Consider the following 17,593-nt stretch of genomic DNA (forward strand, 5'->3'; position numbering starts at 1 on the left):
AGGCCAGGAGCTCTGGGTCGCTGCCGGGCGCCGTCAGCCGGTGATCTTCCGTGCCACCCCACCGTAGAGCTGCGTGTTGGTGCTCGGGTCGTCCGAGATGTCGCCGGGGCCGCCGGGGCGCCACAGCGCGCAGCCGACCAGGCCCGGTTCGATGAGTTCGAAGTCGCCGAACATCGTCTCGACTTCTTCGTATGTGCGGGTGGTCGCCTGGTCGTGGCCTCTGGCGAGGTTGAACGTGCCGACCGCGTTGTTGATCCGGTCGCTGTCGCGGTCGCTGACCAGGTGTGAGATCGCCAGGTAGCTGCCGGCCGGGACGCGGCGGCGGTACTCGGCCAGCAGCGCGTGCGGGTCGCTGGCGTCCGGGATCCAGTGCAGCATGGCCACCATCAGCAGGCCGATCGGTTCGCCGAAGTCGAGGCGGCGCAGTTCCGGGTTGGCGAAGATGCCGTCGGGGTCGGTGAAGTCGGCGTGCGCGATCGTGGCGTGTTCGCTGGTGCGCAGGAGCATTCTGCTGTGGGCGACGGCGATCGGGTCGCGGTCGACGTAGACCACCCGGCAGCGGGGGTCGATCTCGCCGGCGATCTGGTGGACGTTGCCCACGGTGGGGATTCCCGATCCGATGTCGAGGAACTGCCGGACACCGAGGCTCATCAGGGTGCGTACGACGCGGCCGAGGAATGCCCGGTTGAGCCGGGCGACGTCGCGGATGCCCGGCATGATCTTCTGGGCTTGTTCCGCGGCGTCGCGGTCGGCCTGGAAATTGTGGGCGCCGCCCAGCAGATAGTCGTAGGTCCGGGAACTGCTGGGTTTCGTGGTGTCGATACCCGGAGGAACCCATTCCTCTTCGTGGTGTTGCGTCATGTCGGTCCACCTCGCTCCTTCGAACGAAGAACATACTCACTCCGGCGGCGGCGTTGATTACGCCATCGGTGTGACGGCAATTCAGCCGATGGGTGCTGTCGCGTGCGACCGGATGGGCCTAAGGTGGCAGTCCTCCTTCCGGCGAGCCAAGGAGAGGAAATGAGCGTCCCGGTCGCGCCAGGCCGTCGGATCCTGCTGGGACACACCCCGTCGTTGCTGCGGCGGCGGGTCGGGTTCACGTCTTCCCTGCGTGTTCACGGTGATATCGTGCGGCTGTTCCTCGGTCCGCTGGAGACGTATTTTCTGACGAGCCCGGAGTTGGTCAATCACGTCCTCGTCGTCCAGGGGTCGAGCTTCTCGAAGGGGATCATCTTCGATCGTTTCCGGCCGTTCATGGGAAACGGGCTGGTGATGTCGGAGGGTGCGTTCCACCTGCGGCAGCGCCGGTTGATGCAGCCTGCGTTCCACGGTGTGCGGCTCGCTGCGTACGCGGACACGATGGTGCGGGTCGCCGGGGAGCTGACCGGTACCTGGCGGGCGGGCGAGGTGCGGCGGCTGGATGCCGACATGCAGCAGCTGGCCATCACGGTGGTGGGGGAGACGTTGTTCGCCACCGAGCTCGGGCGCAGGGCCGTCGCGGAGGCTCGCCGGTCGATCCCGGTGGTGCTGAAGGCGGGGATGGTGCGGGCGTTGTCGCCCCGGTTTCTCGAGCACGTGCCGGTGGTGCCCGCGAACCGGCGGTTCGACCGGGCCGTCGAGCGGCTCCGGCTGATCGTGCGGGAGGTCATCGCCGGGTGGCGCGCCGCGGGGGAGGATCACGGTGATCTGCTGTCGCTGCTGATGTCGGCCCGGGATCCCGGTACCGGGGAGGGGATGACCGACGAGCAGGTTTACGACGAGGTGATCACGTTGCTGACTGCGGGCAGTGAGACCAGTGCCGTTGCGCTGACTTGGTTGTTCCACGAGCTGGCTCGGCATCCGGAGGTGGAGCGGCGGGTCCGGGCCGAGGTGGACGAGGTGCTGGCGGGCCGGGCGGCCACCTTTGCCGATGTGGCGAAGCTGGGGTATTTGCGCCGGGTCGTGAGTGAGGTCCTGCGGATGTACCCGATCTGGATCCTGATGCGGCGGGCGTTGTGCGATGTCGAGCTCGGCGGGGTGCGGTTGCCGGCCGGGACGGAGGTCATGTTCAGTCCGTTTTCGCTGCACTTCGATCCGCGGTTCCACGAAGATCCGGAGCGGTTCGATCCTGATCGCTGGTTGCCGGAGCGGGCCGCGCGCGTTCCGAAGGGTGCGTACATCCCGTTTGGTGCGGGTGGCCGGCAATGCATCGGGCAGGCTTTTGCGCACACCGAAATCACGCTGGTCGCGGCCACGGTCCTGGCTGCGTGGGAGTTGTTTCCGGTGCCGGGGGTGCCGGTGCGCCTGACGGTCACTTCGGCGGCTTATCCCGACCGGATGCCGATGACCGTGGTGCCCCGGCGGGCGGGCTGATCGGCGCCGGAAGATCGTTTTTTTGTTCGCATCATCGATGCTGATCTCTTTCGGAGGTAGTTTCTCGTGTCCGGATTCGTTGGTGGGATGAAGCGCGTCGCCGTCCGTCGGCGGCGGGCCGCCGTGCTGGTGCTGGTGGCTCTGGGCTTCCTGCTGGTGCCCGTGTCGGCCAGGGCGGATGGGGCGAGCTGCCGGGAGCTGTACTTCCCGGTGACGCTGGTGGCGCTCCCGCAGACGATGCACGGCACGCTGTGCGTGCCGGCGGGTGGTGCGAACACGGTGCAGGTGCTCATTCCGGGCGGCACGTACAACAGTTCCTACTGGGACATCGGGTACCAGCCGGAGGTCCGGTCGTACCGGCTGGCGATGAACACGGCGGGGTATGCGACGCTCGCGCTCGATCGTCTCGGCACCGGTGGGAGCACGACGCCGCCGAGTGCGGTGCTGACGACGATCACCGAGGCCGCGGTGGTGCACCAGGTGATCCAGGCGGTCCGGTCCGGTGCGCAGGGGCCGCGTTTCGCGAAGGTGATCCTGGCCGGGCATTCGTTCGGTTCCGGTACGGCCAGCATCGAGGCGGGCACGTTCCACGACGTGGATGCCGTGCTCGTCACCGGGCTGGCGCACCGGCTGAACCTGGCCGGGACGACGGCGGTCTTCGCCGCCACGTACCCGGCCCTGCTCGATCCGCGGTTCGCGACCGGCGGTTACGACCCGGGGTACCTGACGACGGTGCCGGGCAGCCGGTATTCGATCTTCCACGCCCCGGGGCCGGAGGTGGCGGGGGCGGTCGCGTTCGACGAGGCGACGAAGGACACTTCGGCGTACGAGCAGGCGGCGGACCTCTTCCCGATCGGGATCATCGCTCCCTATTCGCTGCTGATCGACCGGCCGGTGATGGTCGTGCTGGGGCAGGACACGGTGTTCTGCGGGCTGCTGGCGACAAACTGCGCGTCGGCGGCGGGGATCAGGACGTCGGAGACGCCGTACTACGGCGCCGGGGTGGATCTGACGACGTATGCGCTGCAGGGGTATGGGCATGCGATCAACTACGCGCCGAACGCGGGGGACTACTTCCGGGCCGTGATCGACTGGGCCGACCGCAAGGTCGGCCGGTAGGGAGCGTGCGGAGGCCCGGATCCGGCATCGGCTGGTGACCGCGTCGCACGGTGCCGGCGTGGGTGCTCGTCTCCTTCGCCATCGACGGTGTACGGGACCGGGCCGGGCGGCGGTGTGTAAATTTCACCGTCTTTTTGGTCCTTTGTGGACGTTGGGCACGGCCTCTGAGGAGGGACGGCCCGCCCGGTCGCGCTCGCGGGCCGTCGGCGCTCGCGGGTGTGATTGACATTTGCTCGCCCGGGAGTTCAGGCTTGCGCCACGCATGTTAGCGATAACAGTCGTGGTACTCGTGCGTGAACCGATCTGGCCGTCCAATGGCGGGTAGCTGACCGGGAGAAGAGTCGTCATGAACAGAGGAATTTTCAGCCGCCGGGGCCGGCACGCGCTCGCCGTGCTCGTCGCCGCGGCGACCGTCGCGGCGACGGCGTTGCTGGGGACCAACGCGGCGCAGGCCGATGTCACCGGGGCCCTGCGCGGGGTCGGCTCGGGTCGCTGCCTGGACGTCCAGAACGCCAGCCAGACCGATGGCACCTCCGTGCAGATCTACGACTGCTCGGGCGGCGCCGGCCAGCAGTGGACGTCGACGAACAGCGGCCAGCTGACGGTGTTCGGCGGCAAGTGCCTGGACGTGGCCGGCAGCGGCACCACCGCCGGCACCCGGGTGCAGATCTGGACCTGCCACGGCGGGGCCAACCAGCAGTGGCGGGTGAACGCCGACGGCTCGGTGGTCGGGGTGCAGTCCGGGCTCTGCCTGGACGTCACCGGCGCCGGGACGGCCAACGGCACCGCGGTGGCGGTCTGGACGTGCCACGGCGGGACCAACCAGCAGTGGACCGGCCTGTCCGGCACGCCGACGACCACGCCCACGACCACGACGACCGGGGGCACCGGCTGCACCCTTCCGTCGACGTACCGCTGGTCGTCTTCGGGTGCGCTGGCGCAGCCGAAGAACGGGTGGCTTTCGCTCAAGGACTTCACCAACGTCGTCTACAACGGCAAGCACCTCGTCTACGCGTCGAACGTCAACTCGTCGGCGTCGTACGGTTCGATGGCCTTCACCCCCTTCACGAACTGGTCCGACATGGCTTCGGCCGGCCAGACCGGGATGAATTCCGGGACCGTCGCGCCGACGCTGTTCTACTTCGCGCCGAAGAACATCTGGGTGCTGGCCTACCAGTGGGGTCAGTGGCCGTTCATCTACCGCACCTCGAGCGACCCGACCAACCCCAACGGGTGGTCCGCGCCGCAGCCGCTGTTCACCGGCAGCATCTCCGGCTCCGGCACCGGCCCGATCGACCAGACCCTGATCGCCGACGGCTCGAACATGTACCTGTTCTTCGCCGGTGACAACGGCAAGATCTACCGGGCGAGCATGCCGATCGGGAACTTCCCGGGCAGCTTCGGGTCGAACTACACGACGATCATGAGCGACACGCAGGCCAACCTGTTCGAGGCGGTCGAGGTCTACAAGGTCCAGGGCCAGAACCAGTACCTGATGATCGTCGAGGCGATGGGTTCGGGCGGGCGCTACTTCCGGTCGTTCACCTCGAACAGCCTGAGCGGTTCGTGGACCCCGCAGGCGGCCAGCGAAAGCCGGCCCTTCGCGGGCAAGGCCAACAGCGGCGCGACCTGGACCAACGACATCAGCCACGGTGACCTGGTCCGCACCAACCCCGACCAGACCAAGACGATCGACCCCTGCAACCTCCAGCTCCTCTACCAGGGCAAGGACCCGTCGGCCGGCGGCGACTACAACCGGCTGCCGTGGCGTCCGGGCCTGCTGACGCTGCAGCGCTGACCGGCACTGCCGGAGCAACGATCCACCCCGATGGGGCCTGGCCGGTCACCCGGCCGGGCCCCGTCGGGCTTCCCCACGGGAATGCGTGTCCGGTGTCACGGCGGCTGGTTCTGGAACTGGAACTGGACGCGCACCGAGCCGTCGAGGGGGACGATGACCGTCGCGTTGCTCGCCGACCACTTGTCGGCGACCAGGAACATCCGGTCCTTGCCGTGGATCAGCAGGCGCAGGTGCCGGTACCGGTAGCGGAACGTCTGGCCGTCCGACTGCGGCAGTTTCGTCTCCTGGACGCCGGGACTGCGCAGGAACAGGCTTTCTTTGGTGTCGAGGATGACGCTGGGCAGTTTGTCGAGGCGGTTCGCCTGGGCCATCGCGAGTCCCCGGCCGGACCACTGCGCGACGGTGGCGGTCATCCAGAACGCGCTGACCGCGACGACGAGGTACACGAGCGCGGTCGAGGTGCGGTGCAACGGCGTCGCGGACACCGGGGGCCGCAGGAGCACGCCGACGGCCGACCCGGCGCGGAACAGGGCACCGCCTGCCGCGATCAGCAGCGGTGTGACGAGGCCGTAGAGCCGCCAGTCACGCAGGAAGGGGTAGGCGAGGAGCAGGAGCAGGCCGCCGGTGAGGCCGGCCAGCCCGGCCACCTGCCCGCCGCGGCCCAGCCGTCGCATCCGGCGGACCGTCCGCGCGGAGGCGTCGGGACGGGTTCGCCGCCGGAGGGCGGCGTGCACCGCGACCGAGCCCGCCCCGGCCGCGGCGAACACCAGCAACGGCGTCAGCAGGGGTTGCGGGCTGCGCATGATGTAGTCCTGCGTGCCCAGCCCGATCGTGTCGACGTCGACGCCGAAGTATTCGTACTGCGAACGCGCCGAGACGTAGCCGAAGTAGAACAGCAGCGCGCTGAGCAGGGTCAGCGGCGGGACGATGGCCTTGCCCGTCTCGACGAGCCGTTCGAGCCGGCTGTCCTCGGCCACCGCGTCACCCGCTCGAGCTGGTCGGGGCTTCGGTCGTCGTCGGGGCCGGCTCGGTGGTCTTCTCCTCCGGCGTGGTCTCCTCCGGCGGGTGCACGTCGATCGCTCCCGGGTTCATCCGGTCCTTCAGCGCCCGGCACGAGCTTTCGAGCCCGGCCGCGCAGGAGAACCGGCCCGCGAACTCCAGCTGCGCGTCGTCGGTGGTCCCGGGGCCGGTGATCGTGACGGAGCACTGGCCGGCGCCCGGGCGGAAGGTGAACGAGGCGCACCCGGGAAGCCCGCCGCACCGTCCGCCCACGCGGTATCCGGCCGGCGGATCGATGCGGATCCGGGTGACGGTGACGCCGCTGTCCGGCAGTGCCTCCGGCTGCAGCCAGCTCGCGGTCGCGCACAGTTTCCCGGCCCCGGCCGGGTCGGCCTTCCCGCCGATCGGGAGCTCGGGAACCGAGATCGCGACGCCGTGGTCACCGGTACGGGGAGCTTCCGGACCACTCGGCTCGGTGCCGGGGCTCGGCGGCGCGGGTTCGGCGGTGGTGGGTTGGCTCGTGGTGCTCGGCACCTCGGGGGCGGCCGGGGTCGAGCAGCTCGCCACACCGAGGGCCAGCACCGCGATCGCCCGGCGCGAACGGAACAGGTTCATCGTGCTTCCTCCTCGGTGTGCAGAGCCGCCGGGAAGCGCCGTGATACGCCGGTCCTGCGCTTGACCTTGACACTGTGACAAGGTCTTCACTGTGTGCAGGAGGTGATCCCCATCAACCCGACCCACACCGACCCCCGGCACCGCGACCGGCTGCTCGCCGCGCTGGGGGCCGGGAATTCGTCCACGCGCCTGCAGGCCGCGCTCGCGGCGGGCACCGGCGCCGACCCCGCTCTCGCCGGGGCGCTGCTCGAGCGGTGCGCGATCGAGCCGGACTTCTTCGTGCGCGACATGCTCACCTGGGCGTTGACCCGCCTCCCGGCGGAGACCACCGTGCCCTTGCTGCTCGCCCAGCTCGGTTCCGGGCGGGCGCAGGCCCGGAGCCAGGCGCTGCACACGCTGTCCAAGATCGGGGACCGGACGACGTGGTCCGCGATCACCGGTTCGCTGCTGCGCGACGCCGACGACGAGGTGGCGCGCAGCGCTTGGCGTGCCGCTGTCGTCCTGGTGCCCGCCGGGGAGCGGGCGGCGCTGGCCGCCGAACTGGCCGGGCAGCTCGGTCGGGGTGACCGGACCGTGCAGCTGAGCCTGAGCCGGGCGCTCGTCGCGCTCGGCGAGGTGACCGAGCCCGCGCTGCGGGCGGGGTTGGCGAGCGCCGACCCGGTGGTGCGGGCGCACGCCCGCGCCACGGAACGGCTCCTGCACGACCCCGACGCCGCTTTCGACGTCGACATCGACGAGGCGAACCGGATCGTCGCGCTCGGCCCGGAGCGCGCCGGGGGCGCCGGGTGCTGATCGGCGAAGTGGCTCGCCGGTGCGGGGTGAGCACCCGGATGCTGCGGCACTACGAGTCACTCGGGCTGGTGCGGCCGACCGGCCGCACCGTGGGCGGGTATCGCGAGTACTCCGCGGCCGACATCCGCCGGATCTTCCACGTGGAAGGCCTGCGGTCGCTCGGCATGTCGCTGCGGCAGATCGGCCGCGCGCTGGAGGATCCCGCCTTCACGCCGGCCGCGCTGGTCGGTGACCTCGTCCGGCAGACCGAAGACCGGCTGCGGCGGGAGCGGGAACTGCTCGAGCGCCTCAAGGCCATCGACGCCTCGGCGCCCGCCGGGTGGCAGGACGTCCTGCGTGTCGTCGAGCTCCTGCGCGGCCTCGGCTCGCCCGACGCCGCCCGCCGGCAGCAGGCTGTCCTGGCCCGGGTCGAGGACGTGGCCGTTCCGGTCGACCCGCTGGCCAAGGCGATCCTCGCCGAAGCCGACCCGTTCGTCGCCGGCGCGCTGCGGTGGGCGCTCGCGCGGGCGGGCGGCGACGGGACCGGGAGCCTGGCGTCCGGCCTGCGTTCCGACGACGCCGAGGTCCGGCGGCGCGCGGTGCGGGCGATCGCCGAACTGCCCGGTGCGGAGGCCGACGCGGTGCTCGACCAGGCGCTCGGGGACCCGGATCCGGCCGTGCGCCGGCTGGCCGCGCTGGCGGCGGGCCGGCGCGGCGCGATCGCCGCCGTGCCGGTCCTCGCCGCCATGGTGGTCGAAGGCACGAACGACGTCGAGGCGGCCGAGGTGCTGGGCACACTCGTGCCGTCCGACGGGCAAGAAGCCCGGATCATCGGCATGCTGACCGGCGAGCTCGCCGCCCACCCCACGGACACCGCGGTGCGGATCCGGCTGGCCCAGGCACTGGCCGAGCTGCCGGGCAGGGCCGCCCGGGACGTCCTGCGGCAGCTGGGCCGCGACGAGGACCCGGACGTCGCCCTCGTCGCGTCGGCTCTCGTGGAAGCGCTCGAAGGGCGGCCCGGCGGCTGAGCGCGCCGGTCACGAGACCGTCGCCGCGATCCGCACCGCGTCCTCGGCGGTGAAGGCGCCTTCGAGCCGGTAGGTGACCGCGCCTCGCTGCCAGCTCAGCGACGGCGCCGCGAGCCGGGCCGTTTCGGTCCGCCACTGCCCGGCCCGGTCGACGTAGACCAGCGCGTGCGGCCGGTCGATCCAGATCGCCGGGGCGCCGGCGACGCTCACCCGCCGGCCCTCGGACATGCCGAGGAACTTCTCGAAGACCGGCCCGAGCTGCCCGTCGAACTCGTCCACCCGGACGGCGGGCTGCCCCGCGGCCGCGGCCGGCCGGCCCGGGCCGCCCCGGTAGAGCAGCGAAACGACCCGCGTCGGATCACCGGCGACCCGGACGTCGTCCGGCCCGCCGAGGGCGGCCGGGACCCCGATCGGGAACGCGGTCACGCGGCGCGCGCCGGCGAGGTCCACCGAGCGCTCACCGGGCAGCAGGCCCTCGCCGCGCACGGGAGGACCGGGTTCGCTGCGCAGTTCGATGCCGGCGAACCGCAGCAGGTCGGTCACGGTCGCGCGCACCGCGGGGGAGAGCGTGACCACCGCCGCGAACACCAGCAGGAGCGCCGCGGCGACGGTGACCCACCGCGGCACCGGCGGCCGCCGCCGCGGCCGGGCGGGCAGCCGGGCCAGTACGGCGGCGCGCACCTCGGGTGGCGGCGGCACGTCGAGGCGGCCGCCGAGGTCACGCAGCGCGGCGGCGAGCCGCGCGTCCCGGGGATCAGTCACCGACCGCCTCCTTGTCCGGCTCGGCCAGCAGTTCCCGCAGCCGGGCGAACGCGCGGTGCGCCCGCGACTTCACCGACCCCCGCGGGCACCCGAGCACCTCCGCCGTTTCTCCTTCCGTGAGGTCGAGGAAGTACCGGCAGATCACGACCGCCCGGTTCTTCTCGGGCAGGGCCCGCACCGCGTCCAGCAACGCCGCGTCCGACATCGCCTGGGCCGCCGGATCGCCGTCGCGGACCGGCTCCAGGCGCGTGGCGCGCAGCTCGGTCGCGGCGCGCCGGCGCCGGGAGCGGACGAGGTTGTGCGTCTCGTTCGCGACGATGCGCAGCAGCCAGGCGCGGAACGAGGCGCCACCGCGAAACGACGGCAGCGCCCGGAACGCCTTCACGAACGCCTCCTGCACGACGTCTTCGGCCTCGTGCCCGGCGCCCAGCAGGTAGGCCGTGCGGTGGGCGAGCGCGGTGTACCGGTCGACCAGCGTCCCGTAGGACGCCGGGTCGCCGTCGCGAATCCGGGCCACCACCTCGTCGTCGTCCGTCGCCCGCCCCTTCCCACCGGTGTTCCACCCTCCTGTACACCGGCCGCGGCCGCGAGGTTCCACCGGGAACCGGTCCGGGGTCCGCGGTGTAGTGCGGGCATGAAACTGCGACTCGTTTGTCTGCTCGGCGCCGTCCTGGCGGCCCTGCTGGTGTCGGCGCCCGGTGCCGTGGCGGGCAACTGGGCGGTCACCTACCTCGACCCGCTGCCGGACACCTTCCGGGCCGGCCGGCCCTACACCGTCGGTTATTGGGTGCTGCAGCACGGTTCCCACGTCAGCTACGGAGAACTCGGGGAGACGGCGCTCGTCTTCGCGCCCGCCGAGGGCGATCCGGTGGTGTTTCCCGGGGTCGCCCTGCGCGAACCCGCGCACTACGCGGCCGCGATCGCCCTGCCCCACGACGGGGTGTGGCGGGTGTCGGCACGCCAAGGCGTCTTCGCCGACCACGAGATCGGCACGCTGACGCTGCCCGGCGTGCTGGCGGTCACGCCGCCACCCACCCCGATGGTCCGGGGCGAAAAGCAACCGTGGGGCGCGATCCGGCCCCCGATCCCCTCGGACGGCGGCGGTGCCGTGCCGGCGCAGGCCGCCGCTGCGGTCCCGGTGGCGGCCGCTCCCGAGGCACCGGCGTCGCTGGGGGCGGTGCTGGCGGTGGCCGGGCTGGTCGTCGCCGGGGGAGCCGCGCTCGTGGTGGGCGGGCGCCGGTTGCGGCGCCGCTGATCCCGCCGGGCGCGGTCGTCACCGAGGGCGCCAAACGAGGCGCCCGCGAGATCGGCGGCCCCACCCACGCCGAGGTGGTGGCCGCGCCCGTCAAGCGGTGACAGCCGCCTGCTTCAATCCAATGTGGACATTCGACGGAACCGGCCGCACGGCCAGGTCGAGGGCGTGCGCTGATCGGCCCTCAAGCCGGCAGCCGGGCGCGGTGGCCGGAAACGGCGTGCTTTCCTGCCACCGGGGTTACGCCGATCGGGCCATCCGCGGCGGGCCGATTTCCCTTTGTATCTGTGGTAAAGCTCATCGCCCCTTTAGCAATGAGCTCAGGCAGAGGGAGATGGCCATGGGTCGGCCTGAACGCCCGCTGGACCCCACCGCCGGACCGGTCGCCGCCTTCGCCCACGAGCTGCGGGTGCTGCGGAGCCGGGCCGGGAACGCCAGCTACCGGGAACTCGCCCGGGCCGCGCACTTCGCGCCGTCCGTGTTGTCCAGTGCCGCCAGCGGCCGCCGGCTGCCGACCCTCGCCGTGACACTGGCGTTCGTCTCCGCCTGCGGCGGTGACCGGCTCGCGTGGGAACGGCGCTGGCGGAGCATCGCCGGCAAGAAGGGCGACGACGAGGCGCCGAAGGCACGCACCAGGACCGTCCGGCCGGCGCAGCTGCCGCTCGGCTCGAGAACCTTCGTCGGCCGCGAAGCGGAGCTGGCGGACGCCGCCGGGGTGATCGAGGCGAGCGGGCCGGGGCGGGCCCCGCTGCTCGTCACCGGGCCGATCGGGGCCGGCAAGGCCGCCTTCGCGTTGCGGCTGGCCGAAGTGGCCGCCGCCGGCTTCCCGGACGGGCAGCTCTACGCGGACCTGAGCGCCCGCGGGCCGGGCGCCCGCTCGGCCGACGGCATCGTGCGGGGCTTCCTGCGGGCTTTGGGCGTGCCGGCCCGCCTCGCGCCCGACGACCCGGCGCACCGGATCGACCTGTACCGGTCGTTGCTGGCCGAACACCGGCTGTTCGTCCTGCTGGCCGGCGCCGGCACCGAGGCGCAGGTGCGCCCGCTGCTCGGCCGGACCGCGCACAGCCAGGTCGTGGTGACCAGCCGCGCCCGGCTGCCGGCCCTGGAGGACGTGCACCGGGTCGAGCTGGGCGCCTTCACCCGCGCGGAATCGCTGGCACTGCTCGGGAGGCTCGCCGGCGAACACCGGATCCGCGCGGAACCCGCCGCCGCGGACGCGATCGCCGCGCTGTGCGGGGATCTGCCGCTGGCCGTCAGCATCATCGGGCGCCGGATCGCGGCGCGGCCGGAACGGACGATCGCCGCCACGGCCGCCCGGCTCTCCGGCCGCGAACGGCTGCTGGCGAGCCTCAGCGTCGGGGACGTCGACCTGCGCGACCGGTTCACCGCGGCCCACGACGGCCTTTCCGCGGCCGGCCGGGCGGTGTTCCGCCACTTGGACGCGGACTGGACGACGCCGGCCGCCGTCGCCGCGGCGACGGGTGCCGCCCTCGAGACCGCCGACGAGCTCCTGGAGTCCATTGTGGATGCCGGGCTCCTGCACCGCGCCGACGCCACCGGCCGCTACGCGATCCCCGAACTGGTCAGGGTGTTCGCCGCCGGGCGGCCGGAGCCGGCGGCGAGATTCCCGGGTCGGCGGGAACAGTTCCCCTACCCACCGGGAACCGGCCGAAATTAGCCTTTGCGCATCGGGCCGGCGGCGTTCACCGTCCGTTGTGGACTCCCATGCGCCGCCGGCCGTCGCGAATCCGTGACACGGAGGTGGCTGTGCGACCGACCAACGAGGTGGCCGGGTGACCGGCGCTACGCGGACCGGCGTCTTCGCGGTGCTGCGGGCGACCCCCGCCCCGGTCCGGTACCTGCTGGGCGGCATGCTGGTCAACCAGCTGGGTGCGTTCGTCCAGACGTTCCTGGTGCTCTACCTGACCTTCCGGGGCAGCTCGCCCGGCTTCGCCGGCGTCTGCCTCGCCGCGTTCAGCGTGGGCGCGATCTTCGGCGCCATGCTGGGCGGCGAGCTGACCCACCGGTTCGGCGGCCGGACGACGATCGTGGCGGTGATGACGTGCGCGGCGCCGCTGGTCGCCTCGATCCCGCTGGTCCGGGGCGTGCCCGCGGCGCTGCTGGCGGTGGTCGGGCTGTCCGGGCTGGCCATCCAGGCCTACCGGCCGGCGGCCGCGGTGCTGCTCGCCGAGTCCATGCCGGAAGAACACAAGGTCATGGGCTTCTCGATGATGCGCATCGCGCTGAACATCGGCGCCGCCGTCGCGCCGCTGCTCGCCGCCGTGCTCATCCAGGTGGACTGGGACCTGCTGTTCTGGCTGGACGGCGCGACCGCGGCGCTGTGGGCGCTGCTGGCCTTCGCCCTGCTCCCGAGGCACCCCGCGGCCCCGCACCGGACCGATCCCGGCGGCACCCCGGTGAGAGCCGCCGGTGCCCGGGCGGTGTACGGCACGATGCTCCGGGACACCCGGTTCCTGTGCTACCTGGTGGCCGGCGTCTTCGGCATGATGGTCTACGCCGGGTCGGTCGCGGTGCTGCCGCTGAACATCGTCTCCGCCGGCTACCCGGTCGGGCTGTACAGCACGGTGCTGGTGATCTCCTCGGTCGTGCTGATCACCTGTGAACTGAAGATCACCACCTACATCGTCCGCATCCCGAAGTACGTCGCCGGGCTGGCCGGCAACCTGGTCAGCGGGCTGGGGTTCACCCTCTACGGGCTGATCGCGCAGCACCCGTTCTTCGTGCTCGCCGGCGCCTTCTTCGCGGTGTCCGGGCTGATGATCCACGGACCGAGCACGGCCGCGCACCCCGCCACGTTCCCGGCCGAGGTGCGCAGCCGCTACATCGCGACGAAGGAAACCCTGTCCGGCCTGGCGGCGACGATCGGCCCGGTGCTCGGCCTGTTCGCCTTCACCCGCTACGGCGGCCCGGTGTTCTGGGGCTGCTGCGCGCTGCTGTCGGTCACCGCCGGCTCGATGCACATCTACGGCCTCCGGACGCCCCGGACGCCGGAACCCGTTGCCGAACCGGAAGCCGTGGGAGAACGATCATGACCGAACCCGAGGGCGTGCTGCTGGTCATCGGCAGCGGGCTGCGGACCTACCGTGAATACCTGGTCACCTCGATCCACCGCTGCGCCCGCCGGGCCGGGCTGGGGCTGGTGCTGCTGAACAACCTCAAGCCCACCTGGCAGCGCGGCTACTTCGACGAGATCGTCCACGTCGACGTGTTCGACGCCGACGAGATGCTCGCCGCCGCCCGCGAGGTCGCCCGGCGGCACCGCGTCGTCGGCCTGATGTGCTGGGACGAGCCCGTCGTGCTCGCCGCGGGCGAGCTCGCCGCCGAACTCGGCGTCCCCGGCCTGAGCGTGGCCGGGGTCCGCGGCTGCCGGGACAAGAACCGCACCCGGACCCTGCTGACCGCCGAAGGGCTGCTGCAGCCCGGATACGCCCTGACCACCGGCCTCGACGAGGCCCGCGCGGCGGCCGCCCGGATCGGCTACCCGGTCGTGCTCAAGCCGCGGGCCATGGGCGCCAGCATCGGCGTGGTGTTCGCGGGCGACGAGTCCGAGCTGGACGCCGCGTTCGCGGTCGCGATGGGCGCGGCCACGGTCGACCAGAGCCGCTACGGCGGGGCCGCCATCGTGGAGGGCTTCGTCCGCGGGCCGGAGATCAGCATCGACGCCGCCGTGCACAAGGGCGAGTACCTGCCGATGTTCGTCGCCCGCAAGCAGACCGGCGACCAGCCGTACTTCGAGGAGGTCGGGCACGTCGTCGACGCCGGCGACCCGCTCCTGCACGACGCGGAGCTGCTGGACGTCCTGGTGCGGGCCCACCGCGCGCTCGGCGTGGAAGACGGCATCACCCACACCGAAGTCCGGCTGACCGACCGCGGCCCGCTGATCATCGAGGTCAACGGGCGGCTCGGCGGCGACCTGATCCCGTTCCTGGGCAAGACGGCCACCGGCATCGACCCCGGCGAGGTCCTGTTCGCCGTCGCCACCGGGAACCGGCCGGTCATCACCCCCACCCGCCGCGCCGTCGCCGGCATCCGCTTCGGCTACCCCGAACACGACTGCCTGGTCCGCGAAATCACCGTCCCCACCGACCGCACCCGGGTGCCCGGGCTGGTCCTCGCCTCGCCGATGACCGCCCCGGGCACCACCCTGCGGCTGCCGCCCGGCGGCTACCTCGCCCGCCACTCGTTCGTGGTGTGCGAGGCCGACGACCCCGAAACCTGCGGACGGCGACTGGACACGGCCGCCGCCGCGGTGCGGGTCGACGCCGTCCCGGTCGCCCCACCGGAACCCGGTACCGCCTTCGAAATGCCCGCCGGGCTGCTCGACGTCGACGAACACGAGGGAGTTTCCGCATGACCATGACCGAGCCCGCCCGCACCGATGTGCCGCTCACCGGCGCGCAGATCCTCGAGAACGCGAAGGCGCTCGCGCCGGTCCTGCGCGAACGGGCCGCGGAGATCGAGGCGAACCGGAGCCTGCCCGCCGACGTGGTGCAGCTACTGCGCGACGCCGGCGTCTTCCGGATCGGGTTCAGCCGGGACTGGGGCGGCCCCGAGATGACGTCGATGGAGCAGACCGAGGTCATCGAAGCGCTGTCCTACGGCGACGCGTCCGTGGGCTGGTGCGCCAAGCTCGGCTCCGACATCGGCCTGCACGCGAACTTCCTCGACCAGGACGAGGCCCGCCGGATGTTCACCAGCATCGACATGCACTCGGCCGGGGTGCTCCCGGTGACCGGGCACGCCGAACGCGTTCCCGGCGGCTACCGGCTGACCGGCCGGTGGGGGTTCGGCAGCGGCTCGACCCACGCCGAGTGGGTGGCCTCCGGCGCGATGGTGTTCGAGAACGGCGAGCCCTACGCCAGCCCGGACGGCAGCAACCCGCACGAGTCACGCCTGTTCATGGTGCCGCAGGAAGACATCCGCTCCCTCGACAACTGGTACACCCTCGGCCTGTGCGGCTCCGGCAGCAGCGACTACACGATCACCGACGTGTTCGTGCCCGAGAACCACACCCTGACGTTCGACAACCCGAAGGTCCCCAACGGGCCGCTGGTGCAGCCGGACGTGATCCAGCGCAGCATGTGCGGCGTCCCGCTCGGCACCGCGCGGGCGGCACTGGACTACGTCCGCGGGCTCACCATCGAGCGGGTCGACATGCTCAAGGGCTCGCCGTGGCGGATGAGCGGCGTCGCCTGGAAGGACAACGAGCACATCCAGATCACCCTGGCCGAGTGCGAAGCCGACTACAGCACCACCCGCGCCGGGGTCTACCGCGCCCTCGAGCGGCAGTGGGAGGTCACCGCCGACGGCACCGGCACGCTCGACGACCTCACCCCCGACGAGCGGGTCGCGCCGGCGCTGACCGGCTGGCAGGCGTTCCAGATGGCCAAGCGGGTCGTGCTGCGGCTGTGCGACCTGCTCGGCACCGCCGCGATCCGGTCCGGCGACCCGATGAACCGGTGGCTCCGGGACTCGGTGACCATGGCCATGCACCCGACCGCCCGCGACCGCGTCACCCAGACGGTCGGGGCGCACCTGGTCGGTGCCCGGCCCTCGATGCGGTTCATGCTCGGGATCGTGGACAAGCCCAAGACGGAGCCCGGGGCCGATGCCTGAGCGGCCCGTCCTGGTCGTCGGGTTCGTGACGCCGGTGCTGATGGCCCTCACCGGCGCCGAACCCGACGGCTCGGTCGTCCTCGTCGAAGAGCCCGACGTCGTCCGCAAGCGCGACCTGCGCCCGAAACTGGCCGGATCCGCCCTGGTCCGCGAGCTGGTCGAGTGGGAGCACACCCGGCCCGGCTCGGCCGACGAGTTCCACGCCGCCCACCCGGACCTCGACCCGGTCGCGGTCATCCCGCTGATCGAGTACGCCACCCCGTTCGCCGCCCGGCTCGCCGAACGCTACGGCGTGCCGGGCGCGAGCCTCGGCGCCGCGCAGATCCTGCGGGACAAGGCCGTGCTGCGCCGGGTCAGCGCGGCCGCCGGCCTGGCCAACCCCGAAAGCGCCACCGTGACCGGCCCGGCGGACGTGCTGGCGTTCATGCGCGCCCACCCGGGCCCGGTCGTGCTCAAGCCGGCGAACCGGCAGGCCGCCGTCGGCACCCAGGTCGTGCCCGGTCCGGCCGACGTCGAGCAGGCGTGGGCGAACTGCGTGGAGCAGGACGAGGGCAGTTTCGTCCCGGACCGGCCGATGGAACTGCGCATGCTGGCCGAGCGGTACGTGCCGGGCGCCGAGTACAGCGTCGAGATGCTCGTCGCCGGCGGCCGGCAGCTGTTCGCCAACGTCACGGGCAAGCAGCTCTACCCCGGCCCGCGGCCGGTCGAGCTGGCCCACATCGTGCCGGCCGGCATCCCCGGCGAGCTCACCGCGACGCTGGTGGAGGTGACCCGCCGGGTCCTCGCGGCGGTCGGGTTCGCCGACGGGATCGTGCACTGCGAGTGGATCGTCGGCGACGACGGCGTCCCGTACCTCGTGGAGTGCGCGGGCCGAATCGCCGGGGACGGCATCATGGAGCTCCTCGACCGCGCCTATTCGATCAAGCTGCTGCGCGCGTACTTCGCCGTGATGCGCGGCGAAACCCCGCCCGAGCTGCCCACGCGCGCGACCGGCGGCGCGGCCGCCCGGTTCGTCACCATGGAACCCGGCGTGATCGACGCCGTGGCGGGCCTGGAGCAGGCCCGCCACGTGGAAGGCGTGTTCCTTGTCGACCTCCAGGTCGGCCCCGGGCACCGCTTCGCCGGCCTGCGCAGCTCCTGGGACCGCGCGGGCCTGGTGATGGCCGAGGCCGACAGCCCGGCCGAGGCCCTGCAGCGCGCCGAGAAGGCCGCCGGCCTGGTGCGCATCGAGATGCGCCCGGAGTAACCGCGTCCCCGCAA

The 17,593-nt window shown here is 72.3% G+C and carries 16 protein-coding genes; 11 read left to right on the forward strand and 5 right to left on the reverse strand.

All coding sequences use genetic code 11. The features are described 5' to 3' along the window. Nucleotides 1–33 precede the first annotated feature (33 nt). Complete coding sequence (locus ACWED2_RS13245; RefSeq protein WP_449690691.1) at nucleotides 34–861, reverse strand: SAM-dependent methyltransferase; 828 nt, start codon at nucleotides 859–861, stop codon at nucleotides 34–36. Nucleotides 862–1,020: 159 nt separating this feature from the next. On the opposite strand from ACWED2_RS13245, the gene ACWED2_RS13250 reads away from it, so the two are divergent. The 3 genes from ACWED2_RS13250 to ACWED2_RS13260 all read left to right on the forward strand — a co-directional run bounded on the left by ACWED2_RS13250 (nucleotide 1,021) and on the right by ACWED2_RS13260 (nucleotide 5,269). Further along, the gene (locus ACWED2_RS13250; protein WP_449690692.1) at nucleotides 1,021–2,352 is read left to right on the forward strand and encodes a cytochrome P450; all 1,332 of its coding nucleotides are present in this window, start codon (nucleotides 1,021–1,023) and stop codon (nucleotides 2,350–2,352) included. An 87-nt stretch (nucleotides 2,353–2,439) separates the two neighbouring features. Continuing rightward, nucleotides 2,440–3,471, forward strand: coding sequence for an alpha/beta hydrolase (locus ACWED2_RS13255; RefSeq protein ID WP_449690693.1), 1,032 nt, complete (start codon nucleotides 2,440–2,442; stop codon nucleotides 3,469–3,471). A gap of 346 nt (nucleotides 3,472–3,817) precedes the next feature. After that, complete coding sequence (locus ACWED2_RS13260; RefSeq protein ID WP_449690694.1) at nucleotides 3,818–5,269, forward strand: non-reducing end alpha-L-arabinofuranosidase family hydrolase; 1,452 nt, start codon at nucleotides 3,818–3,820, stop codon at nucleotides 5,267–5,269. Between the two features lie 95 nt (nucleotides 5,270–5,364). Here the strand turns inward: ACWED2_RS13260 and ACWED2_RS13265 are convergent, their stop codons facing one another. Both ACWED2_RS13265 and ACWED2_RS13270 read right to left on the reverse strand, forming a co-directional pair. Further along, nucleotides 5,365–6,246 (reverse strand): hypothetical protein, encoded by an 882-nt coding sequence (locus ACWED2_RS13265; RefSeq protein ID WP_449690695.1) that lies wholly within the window; start codon nucleotides 6,244–6,246, stop codon nucleotides 5,365–5,367. A 4-nt stretch (nucleotides 6,247–6,250) separates the two neighbouring features. Further along, nucleotides 6,251–6,883, reverse strand: a complete 633-nt coding sequence (locus tag ACWED2_RS13270) for a hypothetical protein (RefSeq protein ID WP_449690696.1) — start codon at nucleotides 6,881–6,883, stop codon at nucleotides 6,251–6,253. Nucleotides 6,884–6,985: 102 nt separating this feature from the next. Here ACWED2_RS13270 and ACWED2_RS13275 point away from each other — a divergent pair, with 102 nt between their 5' ends. Beyond that, on the forward strand, nucleotides 6,986–7,675 hold the full coding sequence (locus tag ACWED2_RS13275) for a HEAT repeat domain-containing protein (protein ID WP_449690814.1): 690 nt from the start codon (nucleotides 6,986–6,988) through the stop codon (nucleotides 7,673–7,675). Then, on the forward strand, nucleotides 7,669–8,682 hold the full coding sequence (locus ACWED2_RS13280; protein ID WP_449690697.1) for a HEAT repeat domain-containing protein: 1,014 nt from the start codon (nucleotides 7,669–7,671) through the stop codon (nucleotides 8,680–8,682). Before ACWED2_RS13275 ends, ACWED2_RS13280 begins: the two co-directional genes overlap by 7 nt. 9 nt (nucleotides 8,683–8,691) lie before the next feature. Here the strand turns inward: ACWED2_RS13280 and ACWED2_RS13285 are convergent, their stop codons facing one another. Next, the gene (locus tag ACWED2_RS13285; protein ID WP_449690698.1) at nucleotides 8,692–9,444 is read right to left on the reverse strand and encodes a hypothetical protein; all 753 of its coding nucleotides are present in this window, start codon (nucleotides 9,442–9,444) and stop codon (nucleotides 8,692–8,694) included. Continuing rightward, nucleotides 9,437–9,961, reverse strand: coding sequence for an RNA polymerase sigma factor (locus ACWED2_RS13290; RefSeq protein ID WP_449690699.1), 525 nt, complete (start codon nucleotides 9,959–9,961; stop codon nucleotides 9,437–9,439). Before ACWED2_RS13290 ends, ACWED2_RS13285 begins: the two co-directional genes overlap by 8 nt. Before the next feature lie 117 nt (nucleotides 9,962–10,078). Here ACWED2_RS13290 and ACWED2_RS13295 point away from each other — a divergent pair, with 117 nt between their 5' ends. The 6 genes from ACWED2_RS13295 (at nucleotide 10,079) to ACWED2_RS13320 (ending at nucleotide 17,579) form a co-directional block, all read left to right on the forward strand. Continuing rightward, a complete protein-coding gene (locus ACWED2_RS13295; RefSeq protein ID WP_449690700.1) occupies nucleotides 10,079–10,699 on the forward strand; it encodes a hypothetical protein in 621 nt (206 codons plus the stop codon). Between the two features lie 337 nt (nucleotides 10,700–11,036). After that, entirely contained in the window at nucleotides 11,037–12,374 is a 1,338-nt protein-coding gene (locus ACWED2_RS13300; protein WP_449690701.1) for an NB-ARC domain-containing protein, read from the forward strand. A 115-nt stretch (nucleotides 12,375–12,489) separates the two neighbouring features. Beyond that, nucleotides 12,490–13,749 carry an MFS transporter gene (locus ACWED2_RS13305; protein ID WP_449690702.1) on the forward strand — a complete coding sequence of 420 codons (1,260 nt, stop codon included), beginning with the start codon at nucleotides 12,490–12,492 and terminating at the stop codon, nucleotides 13,747–13,749. After that, nucleotides 13,746–15,071, forward strand: coding sequence for an ATP-grasp domain-containing protein (locus ACWED2_RS13310; RefSeq protein ID WP_449690703.1), 1,326 nt, complete (start codon nucleotides 13,746–13,748; stop codon nucleotides 15,069–15,071). Before ACWED2_RS13305 ends, ACWED2_RS13310 begins: the two co-directional genes overlap by 4 nt. Beyond that, the gene (locus ACWED2_RS13315; RefSeq protein ID WP_449690704.1) at nucleotides 15,068–16,333 is read left to right on the forward strand and encodes an acyl-CoA dehydrogenase family protein; all 1,266 of its coding nucleotides are present in this window, start codon (nucleotides 15,068–15,070) and stop codon (nucleotides 16,331–16,333) included. Before ACWED2_RS13310 ends, ACWED2_RS13315 begins: the two co-directional genes overlap by 4 nt. Continuing rightward, nucleotides 16,326–17,579: an ATP-grasp domain-containing protein gene (locus tag ACWED2_RS13320; protein WP_449690705.1), complete on the forward strand. Its 1,254-nt coding sequence runs from the start codon at nucleotides 16,326–16,328 to the stop codon at nucleotides 17,577–17,579. Before ACWED2_RS13315 ends, ACWED2_RS13320 begins: the two co-directional genes overlap by 8 nt. The last annotated feature ends 14 nt before the right edge of the window (nucleotides 17,580–17,593 follow it).

It is taken from the genome of Amycolatopsis sp. NPDC005003 (genome assembly GCF_053600695.1).